The organism is Sorangium sp. So ce836, assembly GCF_028553905.1.
GTDB lineage: Bacteria > Myxococcota_A > Polyangia > Polyangiales > Polyangiaceae > Sorangium > Sorangium cellulosum_D.
On sequence record NZ_CP102233.1, the window covers coordinates 12,553,012 to 12,569,178 of the forward strand.

The following is a 16,167-nucleotide window of genomic DNA, read 5'->3' on the forward strand; positions in this document are numbered from 1 at the left end:
AGGTGCACCCTGGCGGGGGTAGGTGATAAGCTGCCGCGCAGGGAAGGGGCGCAGCTTTCTTTGATACGGTTCGTCCATCGGGCCTCCTAGCGCTTCGCCCGCTCCGCCCCTCCCGAGTCGCAACCGCCATGCCTAGCAGCACCGACACAACTGCCGCAGCGACTCAGCCGGTCGAGGGCGCGCTCGTCGGAAAGCGGGTCCAGAAGTACGAAATCGTACGGACGATCGGGCGTGGCGGGATGGGCGTGGTCTATGAGGCGGTCAACACCGCCATCGGCAAGCGCGTCGCGATGAAGTTCGTCGACGCCGAGCTCGCGCGGAACAAGGACGCCGTCGCCCGGTTCCACCGCGAGGCGCAGGCGGCGAGCGCCGTCGAGAGCGCGCACATCGTCGAGATCTTCGACGCCGGCTTCGCCGACGACGTCCCGTTCCTGGTGATGGAGCTGCTCCGCGGCGAGGACCTGGGCCACCGCATCCGGCGCTGCGGCAGGCTGGAGCTCGGCGAGGCGCTCCACGTCACCGCGCAGATCCTCCGCGGCCTCCACCGCGCGCACGAGGCGGGCATCGTCCACCGCGATCTAAAGCCGGACAACATCTTCCTGGTCGACCGCGACGACGACCCGAACTTCGCGAAGATCCTCGACTTCGGCATCTCGAAGGTGCGCCGCACCGACGGCGCCCCGGCGCACACGCTGACCCGGCAGGGCACGGTGCTCGGCACGCCGTTCTACATGTCGCCCGAGCAGGCGCAGGCGATGCCCGACGTGGACGGCAGGACCGATCTCTGGGCGGTCGGCGCCATCCTCTACGAGTGCCTCGCCGGGCAGCCGCCGCACAGCGGCAGCTCGTACGAGCAGGTGATCGTCAACATCTGCATGAAGGACGCCCAGGACGTGCGGATGAGCAACCCGGCCGTCCCCGAGCCGATCGCGCGCGTCATCGCCAAGGCGCTCACGCGGGACAGGGACGCGAGGTTCTCGTCCGCGCGGGATTTCCTGGACGCGCTGATCGCCGGGGCCGGCGGGCTCCTCGGCGCGCGGCGCAGCTCGAGCGACGAGCTCGGGGCGCACACGACGAGCGCGCCTGGGGTGCCGGGGCAGACGCCGGTGAAGCACACGCCGGGCGACCCGAACATCGCGATGGATCCGACGCTCGAGGTGCCCGGCACCGGCTCGAAGGTGGGCTGGTCGAGCAACGGGCGCGCGGGCGCGCGCGGGCCGCGGCGGCTCGCGCTGGCCGGGGCGGCGCTCGTCGCGCTGGCCGGCGGGCTCGCCGGCGCGGCCTTCCACGCGCGCCGCTCGCCGGCGGAGAGCACCGAGGCCGCCGCGCCTGCGCCGCCCGTCCAGGTCTCCGTCGAGCTCCGGACGAACGCCGAAGGCGCGCGGTTCACGGTCGACGGCGTGGCGCTGGCCGACCGCACGTTGCGCGGCCGCACGGGCGAGACGAAGCGGGTGCGGATCGAGGCCTCCGGATACACGACCGTGGACAAGGAAGTGACGCTCCAGGCTGGCAGGGCCCCCATCGAGGTCCTGCTCCACCCGCTGCCGGCGGCATTCGAGCCGGCGCCCGCCGCGACCGCGGAGCCGGCGCCCGCCGCGGAGCCGGCGCCCGCCGCGCCGCCCCCGGCGCCCAAGGCCGCGCTGCCCCCGGCGCCCAAGGCCGCGCCGAGCGGGAAGAAGGCGGCGACGCTCCCCTTCGCGGCGCGCCCCAGGGCGACGGGCGCCGGCGCAAAGGCCGCCGCGCCGGGTCCGGTGGCGCCGGACGTCGCGCCGTCGAAGCCGGCGGGGGTCGCGGCTGGCCTGCAGCTCAAGGTCGACTGAGGCGGGCTTGGGCAGATCGCACGGACGACTCCAGGTCGCGCTCTGCGCGGCGCTCCTCGGCCTGGCCGCGCAGCTCTCGCCGGCGCTCGCGCAGGTCGAGCCGTACCGGCAGCACATGGAGAACGGCATCAAGCTGTTCCAGGACCGGAACTACCCGGCGGCGATCGTCGAGTTCGAGGCGGCCTACAAGGAGAAGCCGAAGGCCAGCCCGCTCTTCAACATCGCGCTCGCCGAGAAGGCCCTCTTCAACTACCCGCGGGCCATCGCGGCGCTCGAGCGCGCGCTCGCGCAGCACCGCGACACGATGGATGAGGGCGACGAGCGGACGGCGCGCAGCGCCATCGAGGAGATGCGCGCGCTGCTCGCCCGCCTCACGATCGAGCTCAGCCCGCCGGACGCCACGCTGCTCATCGACGGGGAGGAGCAGCCGCCCGCGTCGTCGGGGGCGCGGGTCATGGAGCTCGGGCCGGGGGTGCACCGCATCGGTGCGCGGGCCGATGGCCACGTGAGCGCGGAGCAGAGCGTCACCGTGGTGAGCGGGGAGCGCGACAAGAAGGTGAAGTTGACGCTGGCCCCGGAGAAGCCCCCCGTGGCCGCGGCGCCGCAGCCGTACACGCCGCCCCCGCCGCCGCCGCCGCCCCCGCGGCCGGTGCCCCTCTCGCTCGCGCCGCAGGGATACTACGTCATCGGCGCGGCGTCGCTGCTCTGGCCGCTCGGCCACCCGCGCGCGTTCCAGCAGCCGGAGGCGAACAGCGGCGGCGCCGGCTCGATCCGGGTGGGTTATCGCGTGAACACCCCCGCGGCGTTCGACGTGATGTTCCAGTACGCGAACATCGCCACCGGATCGGACCACCCCAGTTACCCGAACGCCAGCTACACGCTCGGGTCGACGCGCGTCGGGCTCAACGTCCGCCTGATGACCCCAGGGCAGACCTGGCGGTTCGTGGGCTCGATCGGCGGCGGCCTCACCTACGACGACGTGAGCTTCGACAGCATCAAGACGCCCGGCGGGGACCTGTGCGACGGCCGGTGCAAGCACGCCTGGGGGGTGAACGCGTTCGTGTTCTCCGAGGTCGGCGTCGAGCTGGACCTCAGCGGCGTGCTCCTCGGGTTCTCGCTGGACAGCTATTTCCAGTCGTCGCGCGGCATCAGCTACAAGGACGGCGACGACGACATTCCCCTCTACTCATCCGTGCTGCTGCAGCTGGGAGGCAGCCTGCACGCCGGCTACGCGTTCTGGTGAGCGGGCTGGGCCAGGGCGCCCGCCCGTTCCGTCCTTGTTCTGCTGCTCGGCGGATGTATCCTCGCACGCCCTCGCGGTGAGTCGGAGATGGTTCGCCGTCCTCTCCAGCGGGGGAACAGCGATCGGGGACCGGCCCCCGCCGTCCCCTCCAACGCAGGGGTGACCATGTCGCAGGATGCCATCACGTCGTTGCTGAAGGAGACGCGCCGGTTCGAGCCGCCGGCCGAGTTCTCGCGTCGTGCGCGCGTCGGCGCGCAGGAGGCCTACGAGGCGCTCTACCGCGAGAGCATCGAGCAGCCGGACGCGTTCTGGCGCCGGGAGACGGGCGATCTCGTGTTCCGCACGCCGTGGACCACGACCAGCGACTGGTCCCTGCCGCACGCCAAGTGGTTCGTCGGCGCGACCCTCAACGTGACCGAGAGCTGCCTCGACCGGCACCTCACGACCGCCACAAAGAACAAGGCCGCGATCATCTGGGAGGGCGAGCACGGCGCCACGCGCACGCTGACCTACGCCCAGCTCCACCGCGAGACGCTGCTGCTCGCGAACGCGCTCAAGAAGCTGGGCATCGAGAAGGGGGATCGGGTCGCGATCTACATGGGCATGGTCCCCGAGGTCGCCGTCGCGATGCTCGCCTGCGCGCGCCTCGGCGCGGTGCACACGGTGGTCTTCGGCGGCTTCGCCGCGGACGCGCTCCGCGACCGCATCCATGACAGCCAGGCCAAGCTCGTCATCACGCAGGACGGCGCGTACCGGCGCGGGCAGGTCGTGCCGCTGAAGGCGACCGTCGACAAGGCGCTCGCGCAGCCGGAGGCGAAGAGCGCGACGCGCGTCATCGTGTACCAGCACCTCGGCAGCGAGCGCTGTGAGGTGCAGATGACCGAGGGCCGCGACGTCTTCTGGCACGACCTGCTCGCCCAGGCCGCGCCCTCCTGCGAGCCCACCATCGTCGACGCCGAGCACCCGCTGTTCATCCTCTACACGAGCGGCTCGACCGGCAAGCCCAAGGGGGTGCTCCACACGACCGCCGGGTACTTGGTGGGCGTGCACGTCACGACGAAGTACGTCTTCGATCTGCGCGACGACGACGTCTACTGGTGCACCGCCGACGTCGGCTGGGTGACGGGCCACAGCTACATCGTGTACGGCCCGCTCTCGAACGGCGCGACGTGTCTCATGTACGAGGGCGCGCCGAACTTCCCCGACTGGGGCCGCTTCTGGCGGCTCATCGAGAAGCACGGCGTCACCATCCTCTACACCGCCCCCACGGCCATCCGCGCCTTCATGCGGCAGGGCGACGAGTGGCCCGCGAAGAGCGACCTGTCGAGCCTCCGGCTCCTCGGCTCGGTCGGCGAGCCGATCAACCCCGAGGCGTGGATCTGGTACCACCGGACCATCGGCGGCGGCCGCTGCCCCATCGTGGACACCTGGTGGCAGACCGAGACGGGGGCGATCATGATGACCACGCTGCCCGGCGCGTCGCCCTCGAAGCCGGGGTCGACCGGGCTGCCGATGTTCGGCGTCGTGCCCGAGGTCGTCACGAAGGACGGCAAGCCGGTCGCCGCGGGCGAGGGCGGGCTGCTCGTCCTGAAGAAGCCGTGGCCGTCGATGCTGCGCACCGTGTGGGGCGACGACGAGCGCTTCCGCAAGCAGTACTTCAGCGACGTCGAGGGCTGCTACTTCACCGGCGACGGCGCTCGCCGCGACGAGGACGGCTATTACTGGGTGGTCGGCCGCATCGACGACGTGCTGAACGTGGCCGGCCACCGCATCGGGACGGCCGAGATCGAGAGCGCGCTCGTCTCTCACCCCGCCGTCGCCGAGGCGGCCGCGGTCGGTCGACCGGACGAGCTCAAGGGGCAGGCGCTCGTTGTGTTCGTCTCGCTCCGGCCGGGGTTCGCGGCCGGGCCGGAGCTCCAGGCGAAGCTCGCCGAGCACGTCGCCAAGGAGATCGGCAAGTTCGCGCGCCCCGACGCCATCCGCTTCGCGGACGCGCTGCCGAAGACCCGCAGCGGCAAGATCATGCGCCGGCTGCTGAAGGACGTCGCCGCCGGCCGCGAGATGACCGGCGACACGTCGACGCTCGAGGACCTGAGCGTCGTGGCGAAGCTCCGGAAGCAGGAAGACGAGTGAGCGCCGCGGCGGCGCGGGGGCGCGACCGTGCCCCCGCGACCGGCGCGAGATGCCGCGCGTGAGGGGGGAAGCGCCGGCGCATCACCCGAGGGGCGGAGGCCCCACGGAAGAGCTCGATTCTGCGGCTCTTTCGCCGTCCTCGGCCGGGGCGAGGCGACGACGGCCCTCGGCCGGCGGCCCATCGCCCATGGTCGACTTACCCCGTTCGCGCCGGAGAATTTGATCGCCCGCATCGGCGCGGGGGATAATCTGTGGCGAGGCGCTTTTGGAGCTCGAACCTGGAACCGTCGTTGCGAACCGGTACCGCATCATCCGCCAGCTCGGCCGCGGCGGGATGGGTGAGGTGTTCGCCGCGGAGAACATCCGCACCGGCCGCCAGGTGGCGATCAAGCTCCTTCGCGCCGACTCGAAGGCGAAGTCGTCCGCCGTCGAGCGGTTCCGGCGCGAGGCGCGCGCCGCGGGCTCCATCAACAGCGATCACGTCACCGAGATCCTCGACGTCGAGGAGGACCCCGAGCTCGGCATCGTGCTCGTCTTCGAGCTGCTCGAAGGCGAGTCGCTGATCGATCGGCTGAAGCGGACGGGGCCGATCGCGTTCGACGAGCTGCACCCGATCATCGAGCAGGTCTGGATGGGCCTCGCCGACGCGCACCGCGCCGGGATCATCCACCGCGATCTCAAGCCGTCGAACGTGTACCTCGAGGCGCGCCCCGACGGGTCCACGCGGGTCAAGATCCTCGACTTCGGCATCTCCAAGCTGCCGAAGGAGATGGGCGGAGAGACCCTCACCGAGATGGGGCAGAGCCTCGGCACGTTCTCGTTCATGCCGCCCGAGCAGATCGGCAAGGCGAAGACGGTCGACCACCGCGCGGACATCTACGCCTGCGCCACGATGATCTACCAGTCGATGAGCGGTCAGCTGCCTTACCAGGCGCGCAACCTGCTCATCATGGTCGAGATGAAGCAGAAGACCGACGCGCGGAAGCTCGCGGACGCGATGGACGGGCCGATCGACCCGCGGCTCGAGGCGTTCCTCGCGAAGGGGCTGGCGCGGGAGCCTGCAGACCGCTTCCAGAGCGCGCTCGAGGGGCTCACCGCGTGGCGCGAGCTGCGGCCCGCGAAGAGCTCGAGCCAGCCGGCGCTCAGCCCGCGCAGCTCCAGGGTGCCCGGCAGCGGCGCGCTGGGCAACGCGCCCGGCACGCCCCTGCCGCCGCACCCGAGCTACAAGCCCCCGTCCTCGGGCGCGCTCAAGCTCCCGGTGCCGCCGCCCGATCCCATCCTGATCCGCACGGCCACCGATCCAGGGGCGCATCCGCCGGTCGACGCCGCAGCGCGCCAGCCCAGCGACCCTGCGCTCGCGGCCCACCACTTCCTCGGCAACCCGGCGCCCGCGCTGGGCGAGGGGCAGCGTCCCTCTCACGCGGCGGGCGGGCTGCCGGCGGTCCAGCCCATGCACCAGCCCATGCCATGGACCGGCCCGAACGGCACCATGGTGCTGAACAACGCGGCCATGGAGCTCGCGCCCCCGATCGTGTCGCCCCCCGTGTCGCCGCGGACGCTCCCGGATTTCTCCGAGGACAGCTCGCCCGGGTCGACCGGCCAGGGTCCGACGCTCGTCTACAAACCCACGCGGCCGACCCTGGGCTCGGTCAGCTCGGGGCTGCCTGTCCCCGGCGAGCCGGAGCCGCTCGAGCAGCCGCGCCCGGCGCGGACGTTCCGGACCCTCTTCTACGTGCTGGCCGCGCTCGTGTTCGCCGTCGTGGGCTTCCTCGCCATGGGGCTCATCCTCGAGCACCTGCCCAAGTAGCCGCAGCGCCGGGCCTGCGCGCCGCCCGGCCTCCGCGCCGCCGTCGCCGCGCGCGCGGCAGGCGCGGCTCAGAGCGCCGCGTGCGCCTCCGCGGCGCGGCCCTGGGCCGGCGCGCCGCCGGCGGGCAGGACGATCCGGAACCGCGTGCCCCCTGCCTCGCGCGGCTCGCACGAGATCGCGCCGCCGTGCGCCTCGACGATGTCCCGCGTCACCGCGAGCCCGAGCCCCGTCCCGCGCTGCTTGGTCGTGAAGAAGGGGTCGAAGATCGACGCCCGCAGCTCCTCCGGCACGCCGGGGCCCGTGTCGTCGACCGCGATGGTCGCGGCCCCGCCCGAGAAGCCGACGCTCACCACGATCTCGCCGCCCTTGGGCATCGCCTCGCGCGCGTTGCGGAGCAGGTTCAGCAGCGCCTGCCGGAGCTGCGACTCGTCGAGGAGGATCTCGGGCCCCTCCTCCACCTCGACGCGGACCGCGACGCCGGCGCGGTCGAGCTCGGGCCGCACGAACGCCACGAGCTCCTGCACCAGGTCGTCCACCCGCTCCGGCACGAGCTGCGGGCGAGGGCGGCGGGCGACGCTGAGGTACTGCTCCGCGATGCGCGACAGGCGATCCACCTCGGCCCGGATGGCGGCGACGAGCTGCGCCGACTCCTTCATCACGGGCCTGAGCTCCGCGTCGGGCATGTCCGCTGCGGAGGCGCGCGCCACCTCCTCCTCGAGCAGCTCGAGGTTCAGCCCGATCGACGACAGCGGGTTCCTGATCTCGTGCGTGACGTGCGCCGCCATCTTGCCGATCGCCGCGAGCCGCTCGGCGTTCACGAGCTCGGCGCGCGCGCGGCGGATGGCGGCGACCATGCCCTCGAACGTCGTCGCGAGCTCGCCGATCTCGTCGTTCGTCGCGAGCACTTGCTTCGGGGTGAGGTCGCCGCGCGCGACCGCGTTCGCCCGCTCGGTGACCGCGGTGAGCGGGGCGAGCACGCGCCGCGCGTACAGCGACATCACCGCGCCGACGAGCAGCGTCAGCACGCCCAGCCCGAGCAGCAGGTGCATCGAGCGCTCCTCCCGCCGCCTCGCCTCGACGGTGAGGCTCTCCATCTGCTCCTCGACGCGGCTCTTGATGGCCCGGAGCCGCTGCGCGCCCTCGACCTCGCGCTTGACCAGCTCGTCGCGCGTGCGCTCGGCGAGCTCGCGGTTGCCGACGGCGAGCGCCTGGAACAGCTGCGAGAACCGCTCCGGGCTGGCGCCCACGAGCCGCTCGATCGCCGTCACCTCGGCCGCGATCTCGTCGCTGAACCGGCGCACGCCCGACGAGGCGGCCGCCTGCCCGACGCCGGCGCCTCCGCCGCCCGCCACCTCATCGGCGCCGGCGAGCGCCTTGGCGGCGTCCCTGACGATCGAGAAGGCGAGCGGCCGGGTCCGCCGGGCGGTCTCGAGCCACTCGCGCACGTCGCCGGGGTTCTTCGCCGCCGTGATGTGGTTGAGCTGGGCGTTGAAGACGTTCTGCTCGGCCAGGACCTCGCCGATGCGGAGCAGCAGCGGGACGTACCCGGCGCGCAGCAGCTGGGCGTCGCGCGACGCCGCCCGCAGCGCCTGGACGCTCCAGCCGACGGTCAGCGCGAACGCGGCGAGCACCACGAGGTAGCTCGCGAGGAGCCTCCCCGCGACCGTGCGCCGCTTGCGCGGCGCCGGCCCCTCCTGGCCCGCGGCGCCGCCGCGCGCCTCGTCCACGGCAGGCGCCGGCGCGGTCATCGCGGCGCGACGGCCCGCGCGACCAGGCTCGCGAGGTCCTCCGCCGGCTCGCCCCGGGTCCTGAACCGCCGGAGGCTCTGCGCGCAGTGGGTCACGAGCAGCCCGCCGCCGAGCGCGCGGTGCTCCGCGATCCTGCCGTCGGCGATGGCGGCGGACGAGGCGGGGCGCGTGGCGGGCACGAGGCCGCCGCCGCCGCTGCAGTCGGCGTGCTCGCGGCGATGGATGAACTCCTCCGGCGGCCGCCCCGTGATGCGGGCGAGGATCTCCCGGGGCGCGTCGTAGCGGTCGAGGCCGCGCCCGAGCTGGCAGGGGTCGTGGTAGCGCACCCGCCGCTCCGACGTCGACCGCTGCAGCCGGTCGAGCGACGCCCGCGCGAGATCGACGAACAGCTCCGGGCTCTTCACGCTCACGCCCACGCGCGCGTACTCGACGCGGACGGCGCGCGCGCACCCGGGGTCGACCGCGACGAAGCGCTCCCCCGCCGCGACCTCGGCGGCGAGCCGCCGCGCGGCGGCCTCGAAGCCCGGCCGATCGCCGGCGTAGAGGAGCGGCAGCCCGCAGCACGCGCGCACCGGGCGGACCGGAGCGCCGGTCAGCGCCTCGGTCGCCTCGAGCGCGTCGCGGGCGACGTCCGGCGCGTGGCGCTCGTAGCCGCAGCCGACCAGCACGTGGACCGCGGCCGGATCCGGCTGGATCCGCCCGTCGCGCTCGCCGGCGCGGCCGTCCTCGCGGGCCCGGAAGCGCGCCGCGACGCGCCTCGCCCCCTCCGGCTCAAGGCCGCGCGCGAAGAGCTCGGCGCGCGCGTCGGTCAGCACCGTGGCCACCTCGTTCTTGTGATCGCAGCGCTCGCGGCACGCGTAGCAGGCCGAGCACGCCCAGGCGGGGTCCGCGTGGGGCGCGTCGAGCGGCACGTCGCCGCGCGCGGCGAAGTACGCCATCGACATCTTGCCCCAGGGCGTGACCGTCTCGTTCGCCTCGACGTTCGACACGGGGCAGGCGGCGCGGGAGAGCTTGGGGCAGTAGACGCACTTCTCGAGCGACGTCCGGTGCGGCTCGAGGAGCTTCAGGCGGAGCTGGGACACCGCTTGAGTCTCTCCATCGGGCGTGCTTCGCGCAAGCGGCGGCGGCGCGTCACGCGTCCGAGCCGTTGCTCGACGAGCGCCTGCCGCGCTCGTTCACCGGGGTCGATGAGCCTGTCGGCCTGCGGCGAGGGAGGCCCTCGTGGACCACCGGCGCGGCCTCCACCCCCGCCTTGAGCGCCGGGCCGCCGTCGGCCTGCGGCAGCTTGGGCTGCCCCTCCGCCGGCGCCGGAGGCCGCGACGCGCTCTCCTGGGGCAGGCGGATCGTGAACTTCGCGCCCTTGTTGGACGACTCGACCGCGATCGTCCCGGCGTGCTCGTCGACGATCTTCTTCACGATCGCGAGCCCGAGCCCGGTGCCGCCGCGCTTGCCCGACGTGACGAACGACTGGAAGAGCCGGCCCTGGACCTCCTTCGGGATCCCCTTGCCGGTGTCGGCGACGCTGATCGCGAGATCCCCCCCGTCGCGGTAGGCGCGGATGGTCACCGTCCCCCCGCGTGGCCGCATCGCCTCGACCGCGTTGCGGACGAGGTTGTGCAGGAGCCGCGTCATCTTCGCCTCGTCGAACCGCGCCGTCCCGCGGTCCTCGAGCTCCAGGGAGAGCGTCACGCCGGTCCCGGCGAGCTCGTGCTCCAGCTGCTTCTCGATGTCGCCGAAGAACTTGGTCAGGTAGACCTTGCGCACGAGGATGCTCCGCTCGCCGCGCGCGAACTCCAGCACCTCGCGCTGCATCGCGCTGATCACGTCGAACTGCTTCAGGATCAGCCGCGCGTGCTCCTCCCTCGTCGCCGCGTCGGGGGCGCTGGCCATGAGCTGGACGTAGCCGCTGATCACCGTGAGCGGCGTGCGCACGTCGTGCATCACCCCCGAGAGCAGGCGCCCGATCGTGCTGAGCCGCTCGCTCTGCTCCCGCTCGAGGCGCGAGCGGAACAGCCGCAGCGCGGTCGACGCGTTCGCCGACACGAGCCGCAAGAGCGCCCGATCGTCCTTCGAGAAGCCGTGGGGCTTCCTGGAGTTGTAGAGCGCCATGGCGCCGATCGGCACCGCGTCCTCGCCCTCGAGCGGCACGGCGATCGCCGACTTCAGCTCCCCGCCGAGCATCTGGGCGAGCCGGTGCGAGACCGTCATGTCCATGTCGTCGAGCTCGTCGCCCCCGCCATCGCTCGAGAAGAACACGGCCTCGTTGTGCACCATGGCGCGCCCGACCAACCCCTCGCCGCGGCGCATCGCGATGCGCTTCGCCGCCGGCCTCGGGGCGGCGGCGACCACGACGCCCTCCGGCTCGTCGCCGGGCGCGGGCGCGCGGGGCGGCGGGCCGCCGTCCTCGAGCGCGTCGAGCTCGAAGAAGTAGAGGACCAGCCCGCCCTCGATCTCGTCGACGAGCATGCCGCCCGCGCGCGCCTCGCACGCCCTGCCGGCCGACGTGATGACCGCGCGCGCGAGGTCCTCCATGTTGGTCGCGCGGCCCATCGCGCTCTCGAGCTCGAAGAGCAGCTTGAGGTCGCTCACGCGGTGCTCGAGCTGCTCCTTCGTCTCGACGAGCTGCGTGTTCTTCTGGATCACCGAGAGGAACAGCCGCGAGTTGTCGATCGAGACCGCCGCCTGCGTCGCCAGGGCGCTCAGGAGCTCCTCGTCGTGGACCGAGAACTCCCCGCCCTCGTGCTTGTTCAGCACCTGGATGACCCCGATGGTCCGGCCGACGTGGTTCTTCATCGGCGCGGCGAGGATCGAGCGGGTGCGGTACCCGGTCACCTCGTCCCAGTCGCGCTGGAACCGGCGATCGCGGTAGGCGTCCTTCACGCGGACGGTGCGCCCGATCTTGGCGACGTGGCCGGCGATCCCGGCGCCGACGGGCAGCTCGATCGCGCGCGCCTCCTCGCCGATGACGATGCGCGAGTACAGCCGCTGGCGCTGCTCGTCGAGCAGGTACAGGGTCGCCCTGTCCGCGTCGAGCAGCTCGGTGATCTTGTTCAGGATGAGCGCGAGGAGCTGGTCGAGATCCAGGGTGCTGCCGAGCGCGAGCCCGACGTCCCGGAGCGCCTGCACGGTCTTGTCAGCTTGGGCAAGGCGCGCCTCGAGCTCCTGTATCCGAGCCTGAAGCGCTCTCGTGCGTTGTTCCGCCTTCGCGGTCACCAGCAGACGCTAACACGACTTCGCCCGGAGGAGCGCGCGCGCGGTCCCCTGCGCGACGCGTTCGCCCAGAAGAGAGCGCTCCCTACGTCCGCCGGGAGCGCCCCTAGGACGCGCCGCTACTGGTTCATGCTCTCGAGGAATTCCTGATTGGTTTCGGTGCGGCTCACCTTGTCCAGGAGGAATTCCATCGAGTCGATGACGTTCAGGGGATGCAGGAGCTGGCGGAGCAGCCACACGCGCTGGAGGATCCACTCCGGCAGGAGCAGCTCTTCCTTGCGGGTGGCGCTCTTGTTGATGTCGAGGCAGGGGAAGATCCGCTTCTCCATCAGCTTGCGATCGAGGTGGATCTCGCTGTTGCCGGTCCCCTTGAACTCCTCGAAGATGACCTCGTCCATGCGCGAGCCCGTGTCGACGAGCGCGGTGGCGACGATGGTCAGCGACCCGCCCTCCTCGACGTTGCGCGCGGCGCCGAAGAACCGCTTCGGCTTGTGCAGCGCGTTCGAGTCGACGCCGCCGGAGAGGATCTTGCCGCTCGGCGGGACGACCGTGTTGTAGGCGCGCGCCAGGCGGGTGATCGAGTCGAGGAGGATCACGACGTCGTGCTTGTGCTCGACGAGGCGCTTCGCCTTCTCGATCACCATCTCGGCCACCTGCACGTGCCGCGTCGGCGGCTCGTCGAAGGTCGAGCTGATCACCTCGCCCTTCACGGTGCGCTGCATGTCGGTCACCTCTTCCGGGCGCTCGTCGATGAGCAGCACGATCAGCGTGGTGTCCGGGTGGTTCGAGGAGATCGCGTTGGCGATCTGCTGGAGCAGGACCGTCTTGCCGGCGCGGGGCGGCGAGACGATGAGGCAGCGCTGCCCTTTGCCGATCGGGCAGAGCATGTCGATGATGCGGGTCGAGAAGCTCTTCGTCCCGTTCTCGATGTTGAACTTCTGCTGCGGGTAGAGCGGCGTCAGGTTGTCGAAGAGGATCTTGTCGCGGGCGACCTCGGGGGGCTCGCCGTTGATCTTGTCGACCTTGAGCAGCGCGAAGTACGCCTCGCGCTCCTTGGGCGGCCGGATCGAGCCGCTCACGCTGTCGCCGGTGCGGAGGTTGAAGCGCCGGATCTGGGACGGCGAGACGTAGATGTCGTCCGGGCCCGGCAGGTAGTTGTAGTCCGGCGCCCGGAGGAAGCCGAAGCCGTCGGGCAGGCATTCGAGCACGCCCTCGCCGTAGACCGGCTGGTCCTGCGCCGCGTGGGCCTGCAGGAGCGCGAAGATGACCTCCTGCTTGCGCAGCCCGGCAGCGCCCTCGATGTTGAGCCCCTTCGCCATCTGGACGAGCTCGGCCATCGGTTTCTGCTTCAGTTCCCTGAGGTGCATGAGTCGGAAAGCTCCAGGATGCGACAGCGCGCGCCCTGTCAAGGGCGTGGAGGCCGTCGGTCGATGGTTTTTGGTTGGGGGGGTCTAGCGGGTCGAGCCCGAGGCGGGGCCGAGCATGTCGTCGATGTCGGCGGGTCGCCAGGGGGAAGAGGGCTCGCCACGCAACCGGCGCCCTCACGTTCATGTCGCTCGATCGGCGGGCTGCGCTTGCCGATCGGGCGGCGACTCTATCAAGCGCGTCTGCTCTGTCAATGCGCGCCGGGAGGCACGGCCGCGGGGTCGACCGCGCCGCGCTCGCGCGGAACGGCGGGGGCGAACTGCCCGTGCCGCCCCGGCGCTCCCCGAAGTTGCCTCCCCCGGAACGCGCGGCTAAGTCAAGCTGGTTCCATGGGGCTCAAACAGGTTCAGCTGTTCGTCCGCGGTCGCGTCCAGGGCGTCTTCTTTCGTGCCTCCACGCAGCGCGAGGCCAAGCGGCTCGGCCTCACCGGCTGGGTGAAAAACCGCTCCGATGGCAGCGTCGAGGTGCTCGCCGAGGGGGAGGAGGACGAGCTCAAGGAGCTCATCGCCTGGGCGAACCGCGGCCCGAGCGCCGCGCGCGTCGAGCGCGTCGATGTCCGGTGGCGCGGCTTCTCGGGCGACTTCTTCGACTTTCGCATCACGGATTGAGGCGCTTGACACGCGGCGCGTCGGATCCGAGGAGCGCGGGCGCGCGGCGGTCGCCGCGGCGCAGCCCGCCGTGCGCGTGGCTCGTCCTGCTCAGCCTGGTCGCGGCTGCGCCGCTCGCGCCGCCCCTGGCGCACGCCGCCGTGGATCGCGACGCCGGCGCCGCCGCGCCGGCCTCGTCGGCGCTCCCGGAGCTCCCGCGCCTCGCCCCGATCGCCCGCCCTGAGCCCGACATCACCGCGATCCGCGAGCTCGATCGCGTGCTCGACCAGATCACGTCGCAGGACGCCCGCGCGCGGGAGAACGCCCGCGCGGCCGTCGACGAGCCCATCCCCGGCATCGTCGACGCGGTGCGGCTCCGCGTGCAGGACATCCGCGGCTCGATCGATCGCGACGCGGCGCCCCGCGTGCTCGCCGAGGCTCGCAGGGAGGGGCGCAAGGCGCTGAAGGGCGACAAGGGCGGCGACGACGCGCCCGACGGCAAGAAGAAGGGCGCGGAGGCGAAGGACGACAAGGGCGCGAAGAAGGGCGCCAAGGACGACAAGAAGGGCGCCAAGGACGACAAGGGCGCGAAGAAGGGCGCCGGCGACGAGAAGGACGCCAAGAAGGACGACAAGGGCGCGAAGAAGGGCGCCGGCGACGAGAAGGACGACGTCGAGGGCGACTGGCTGGACTTCATGCTCGCCACGCCGCGGCCGCGCGACAGCGCGTGGCGCGACGTCGTGAAGCTGCTCGCGATGGTGCGGATGCTCGCCGCCGACGGCACGACGCCGGCGGTCCGCGAGCTCATCGCGCTGCACGCCTACTTCGGCGAGCTGCTCCGCATCGATCTTCAGCGGCAGGTCGCCAAGCTGCGCGACAAGGCGGTCCCCGCGCTGATCGAGGCGCGCCAGCACGACGCCAAGCTCGTCCAGCGGTGGGCCAACAAGCAGCTCGATCTGCTCGGCCGGGCGATCCCCGGCGAGGCGATCGCGTCGAACGACACGCAGATCCTCGCCGACGTGCTCCGCGCCTACGGCCGCGTCCGGGACGTGGACGCCATGCGCGTGATTCTGAGCTTCTGCAACAGCGATCGCGCGCGGCTGCGCGACGCCGCCCGCGAGGCGATCGCCGCGATCGGCGAGCCCGGCGTCTGGCAGCTCCGCGACGCGTACCTGAACCTCACCGGCGAGAAGCCGCCGCGCGAGTGGTCGTGGGACCGGATCGCGCGCGAGCTCTTCGCGACGTACGATCGCGCGCGGCTCGCCGAGGTGTACAAGCTGATGGACGAGGGCGTCGCCGCGGCGAGCGCGAACAAGCTCGCCGAGGCGACCGACGCGTTCGACAGGGTGCTCGCCCGCGCGCCGCTCTTCGAGCGCCGCAAGGAGATGGTGGGGCCCTACGTCGAGCGCGCGAGGTCGATGCCGGCCGATCGGCGCGAGGACGCGCTCGCGATGCTGCGCAAGGCGCTGCGGCTCGACCCGACCGGCGAGCACGCGCGGAAGGTCGAGGCGGAGATCGCCTACCTCGAGGGCGTGCTCCTCATCGATCGCGGCACGCCGGACAAGTTCGTGCTCGAGCGGGCAATCGAGCTGGATCCGGACCACGCCGGGGCGAGGGCGGCGCTCGCGTCCCTCGGGGACAAGGTCGCCGAGCGGAAGAGCCAGAAGAACCGCTACATCGCCGCCGGCGCCGTGGGCTTCGCCGCCCTGCTCGCGATGTTCTTCATCGCCCGCCGCCGGAGCGATCCGGCGCCGTCCGCGAAGCAGCCCAGCGCAGCTCCGCCGCCGGCGTCCCTCGGTCCGGAGCCGCCTCGATCGCAGGCGAGCGCCGCGCCGCAGCCGCCCGCGCCCGCGCCGTCCTCGAGGCAGGACAGCGCTCCTCCTCGGCAGGCCGCGGCGTCGTCCGACCCGGCGCCGTCCTCGAGGCAGGACAGCGCTCCTCCTCGGCAGGCCACGGCGTCGTCCGATCCGGCGCTGTCAGCCTCCGCGTCGGGGGCAAGCCCTGCCCTTCCGGTCCAGCAGATTGAGCCGGCGGAACCGCGAGACGACGGCGCACCTGACGCCGGAACGCTCGATCGCTGACCCACGGCCACGCCCGAACGCGCATCATCAGCAGAATTTTACAACACAGGTGAGCGCGTCCACGCCCCGCCTGAATCATCCGCGGTGAGCTCGCGACACGACGGCCGCCGCGC

General features: G+C 72.3%; 10 protein-coding genes. 6 read left to right on the forward strand and 4 right to left on the reverse strand.

Translation table 11 applies throughout. The features are described from left to right. The first annotated feature begins 128 nt into the window (after positions 1 to 128). The 4 genes from NQZ70_RS45805 (at position 129) to NQZ70_RS45820 (ending at position 7,003) form a co-directional block, all read left to right on the forward strand. Positions 129 to 1,820: a serine/threonine-protein kinase gene (locus tag NQZ70_RS45805; RefSeq protein ID WP_129579858.1), complete on the forward strand. Its 1,692-nt coding sequence runs from the start codon at positions 129 to 131 to the stop codon at positions 1,818 to 1,820. A 7-nt stretch (positions 1,821 to 1,827) separates the two neighbouring features. Continuing rightward, the gene (locus tag NQZ70_RS45810) at positions 1,828 to 3,063 is read left to right on the forward strand and encodes a tol-pal system YbgF family protein (protein ID WP_129579859.1); all 1,236 of its coding nucleotides are present in this window, start codon (positions 1,828 to 1,830) and stop codon (positions 3,061 to 3,063) included. 165 nt (positions 3,064 to 3,228) lie between these two features. Beyond that, a complete protein-coding gene (gene acs, locus NQZ70_RS45815) occupies positions 3,229 to 5,196 on the forward strand; it encodes an acetate--CoA ligase (protein ID WP_129579860.1) in 1,968 nt (655 codons plus the stop codon). A 265-nt stretch (positions 5,197 to 5,461) separates the two neighbouring features. Beyond that, complete coding sequence (locus tag NQZ70_RS45820) at positions 5,462 to 7,003, forward strand: serine/threonine-protein kinase (RefSeq protein WP_129579861.1); 1,542 nt, start codon at positions 5,462 to 5,464, stop codon at positions 7,001 to 7,003. A gap of 68 nt (positions 7,004 to 7,071) precedes the next feature. On the opposite strand, the gene NQZ70_RS45825 is transcribed toward NQZ70_RS45820, so the two are convergent. The 4 genes from NQZ70_RS45825 to rho all read right to left on the reverse strand — a co-directional run bounded on the left by NQZ70_RS45825 (position 7,072) and on the right by rho (position 13,328). Further along, complete coding sequence (locus tag NQZ70_RS45825; RefSeq protein ID WP_129579862.1) at positions 7,072 to 8,751, reverse strand: sensor histidine kinase; 1,680 nt, start codon at positions 8,749 to 8,751, stop codon at positions 7,072 to 7,074. Then, complete coding sequence (locus NQZ70_RS45830) at positions 8,748 to 9,833, reverse strand: (Fe-S)-binding protein (RefSeq protein ID WP_129579863.1); 1,086 nt, start codon at positions 9,831 to 9,833, stop codon at positions 8,748 to 8,750. Before NQZ70_RS45830 ends, NQZ70_RS45825 begins: the two co-directional genes overlap by 4 nt. A 49-nt stretch (positions 9,834 to 9,882) precedes the next feature. After that, positions 9,883 to 11,877 (reverse strand): GAF domain-containing protein, encoded by a 1,995-nt coding sequence (locus NQZ70_RS45835; protein ID WP_129579864.1) that lies wholly within the window; start codon positions 11,875 to 11,877, stop codon positions 9,883 to 9,885. 203 nt (positions 11,878 to 12,080) lie between these two features. Next, positions 12,081 to 13,328, reverse strand: a complete 1,248-nt coding sequence (rho, locus tag NQZ70_RS45840) for a transcription termination factor Rho (RefSeq protein WP_044986941.1) — start codon at positions 13,326 to 13,328, stop codon at positions 12,081 to 12,083. A gap of 387 nt (positions 13,329 to 13,715) precedes the next feature. Between rho and yccX the strand changes: the two genes are divergently transcribed. Both yccX and NQZ70_RS45850 read left to right on the forward strand, forming a co-directional pair. Continuing rightward, positions 13,716 to 13,994, forward strand: coding sequence for an acylphosphatase (yccX, locus tag NQZ70_RS45845; RefSeq protein ID WP_012240542.1), 279 nt, complete (start codon positions 13,716 to 13,718; stop codon positions 13,992 to 13,994). Between the two features lie 5 nt (positions 13,995 to 13,999). Continuing rightward, positions 14,000 to 16,054, forward strand: a complete 2,055-nt coding sequence (locus NQZ70_RS45850; protein ID WP_129579865.1) for a tetratricopeptide repeat protein — start codon at positions 14,000 to 14,002, stop codon at positions 16,052 to 16,054. The last annotated feature ends 113 nt before the right edge of the window (positions 16,055 to 16,167 follow it).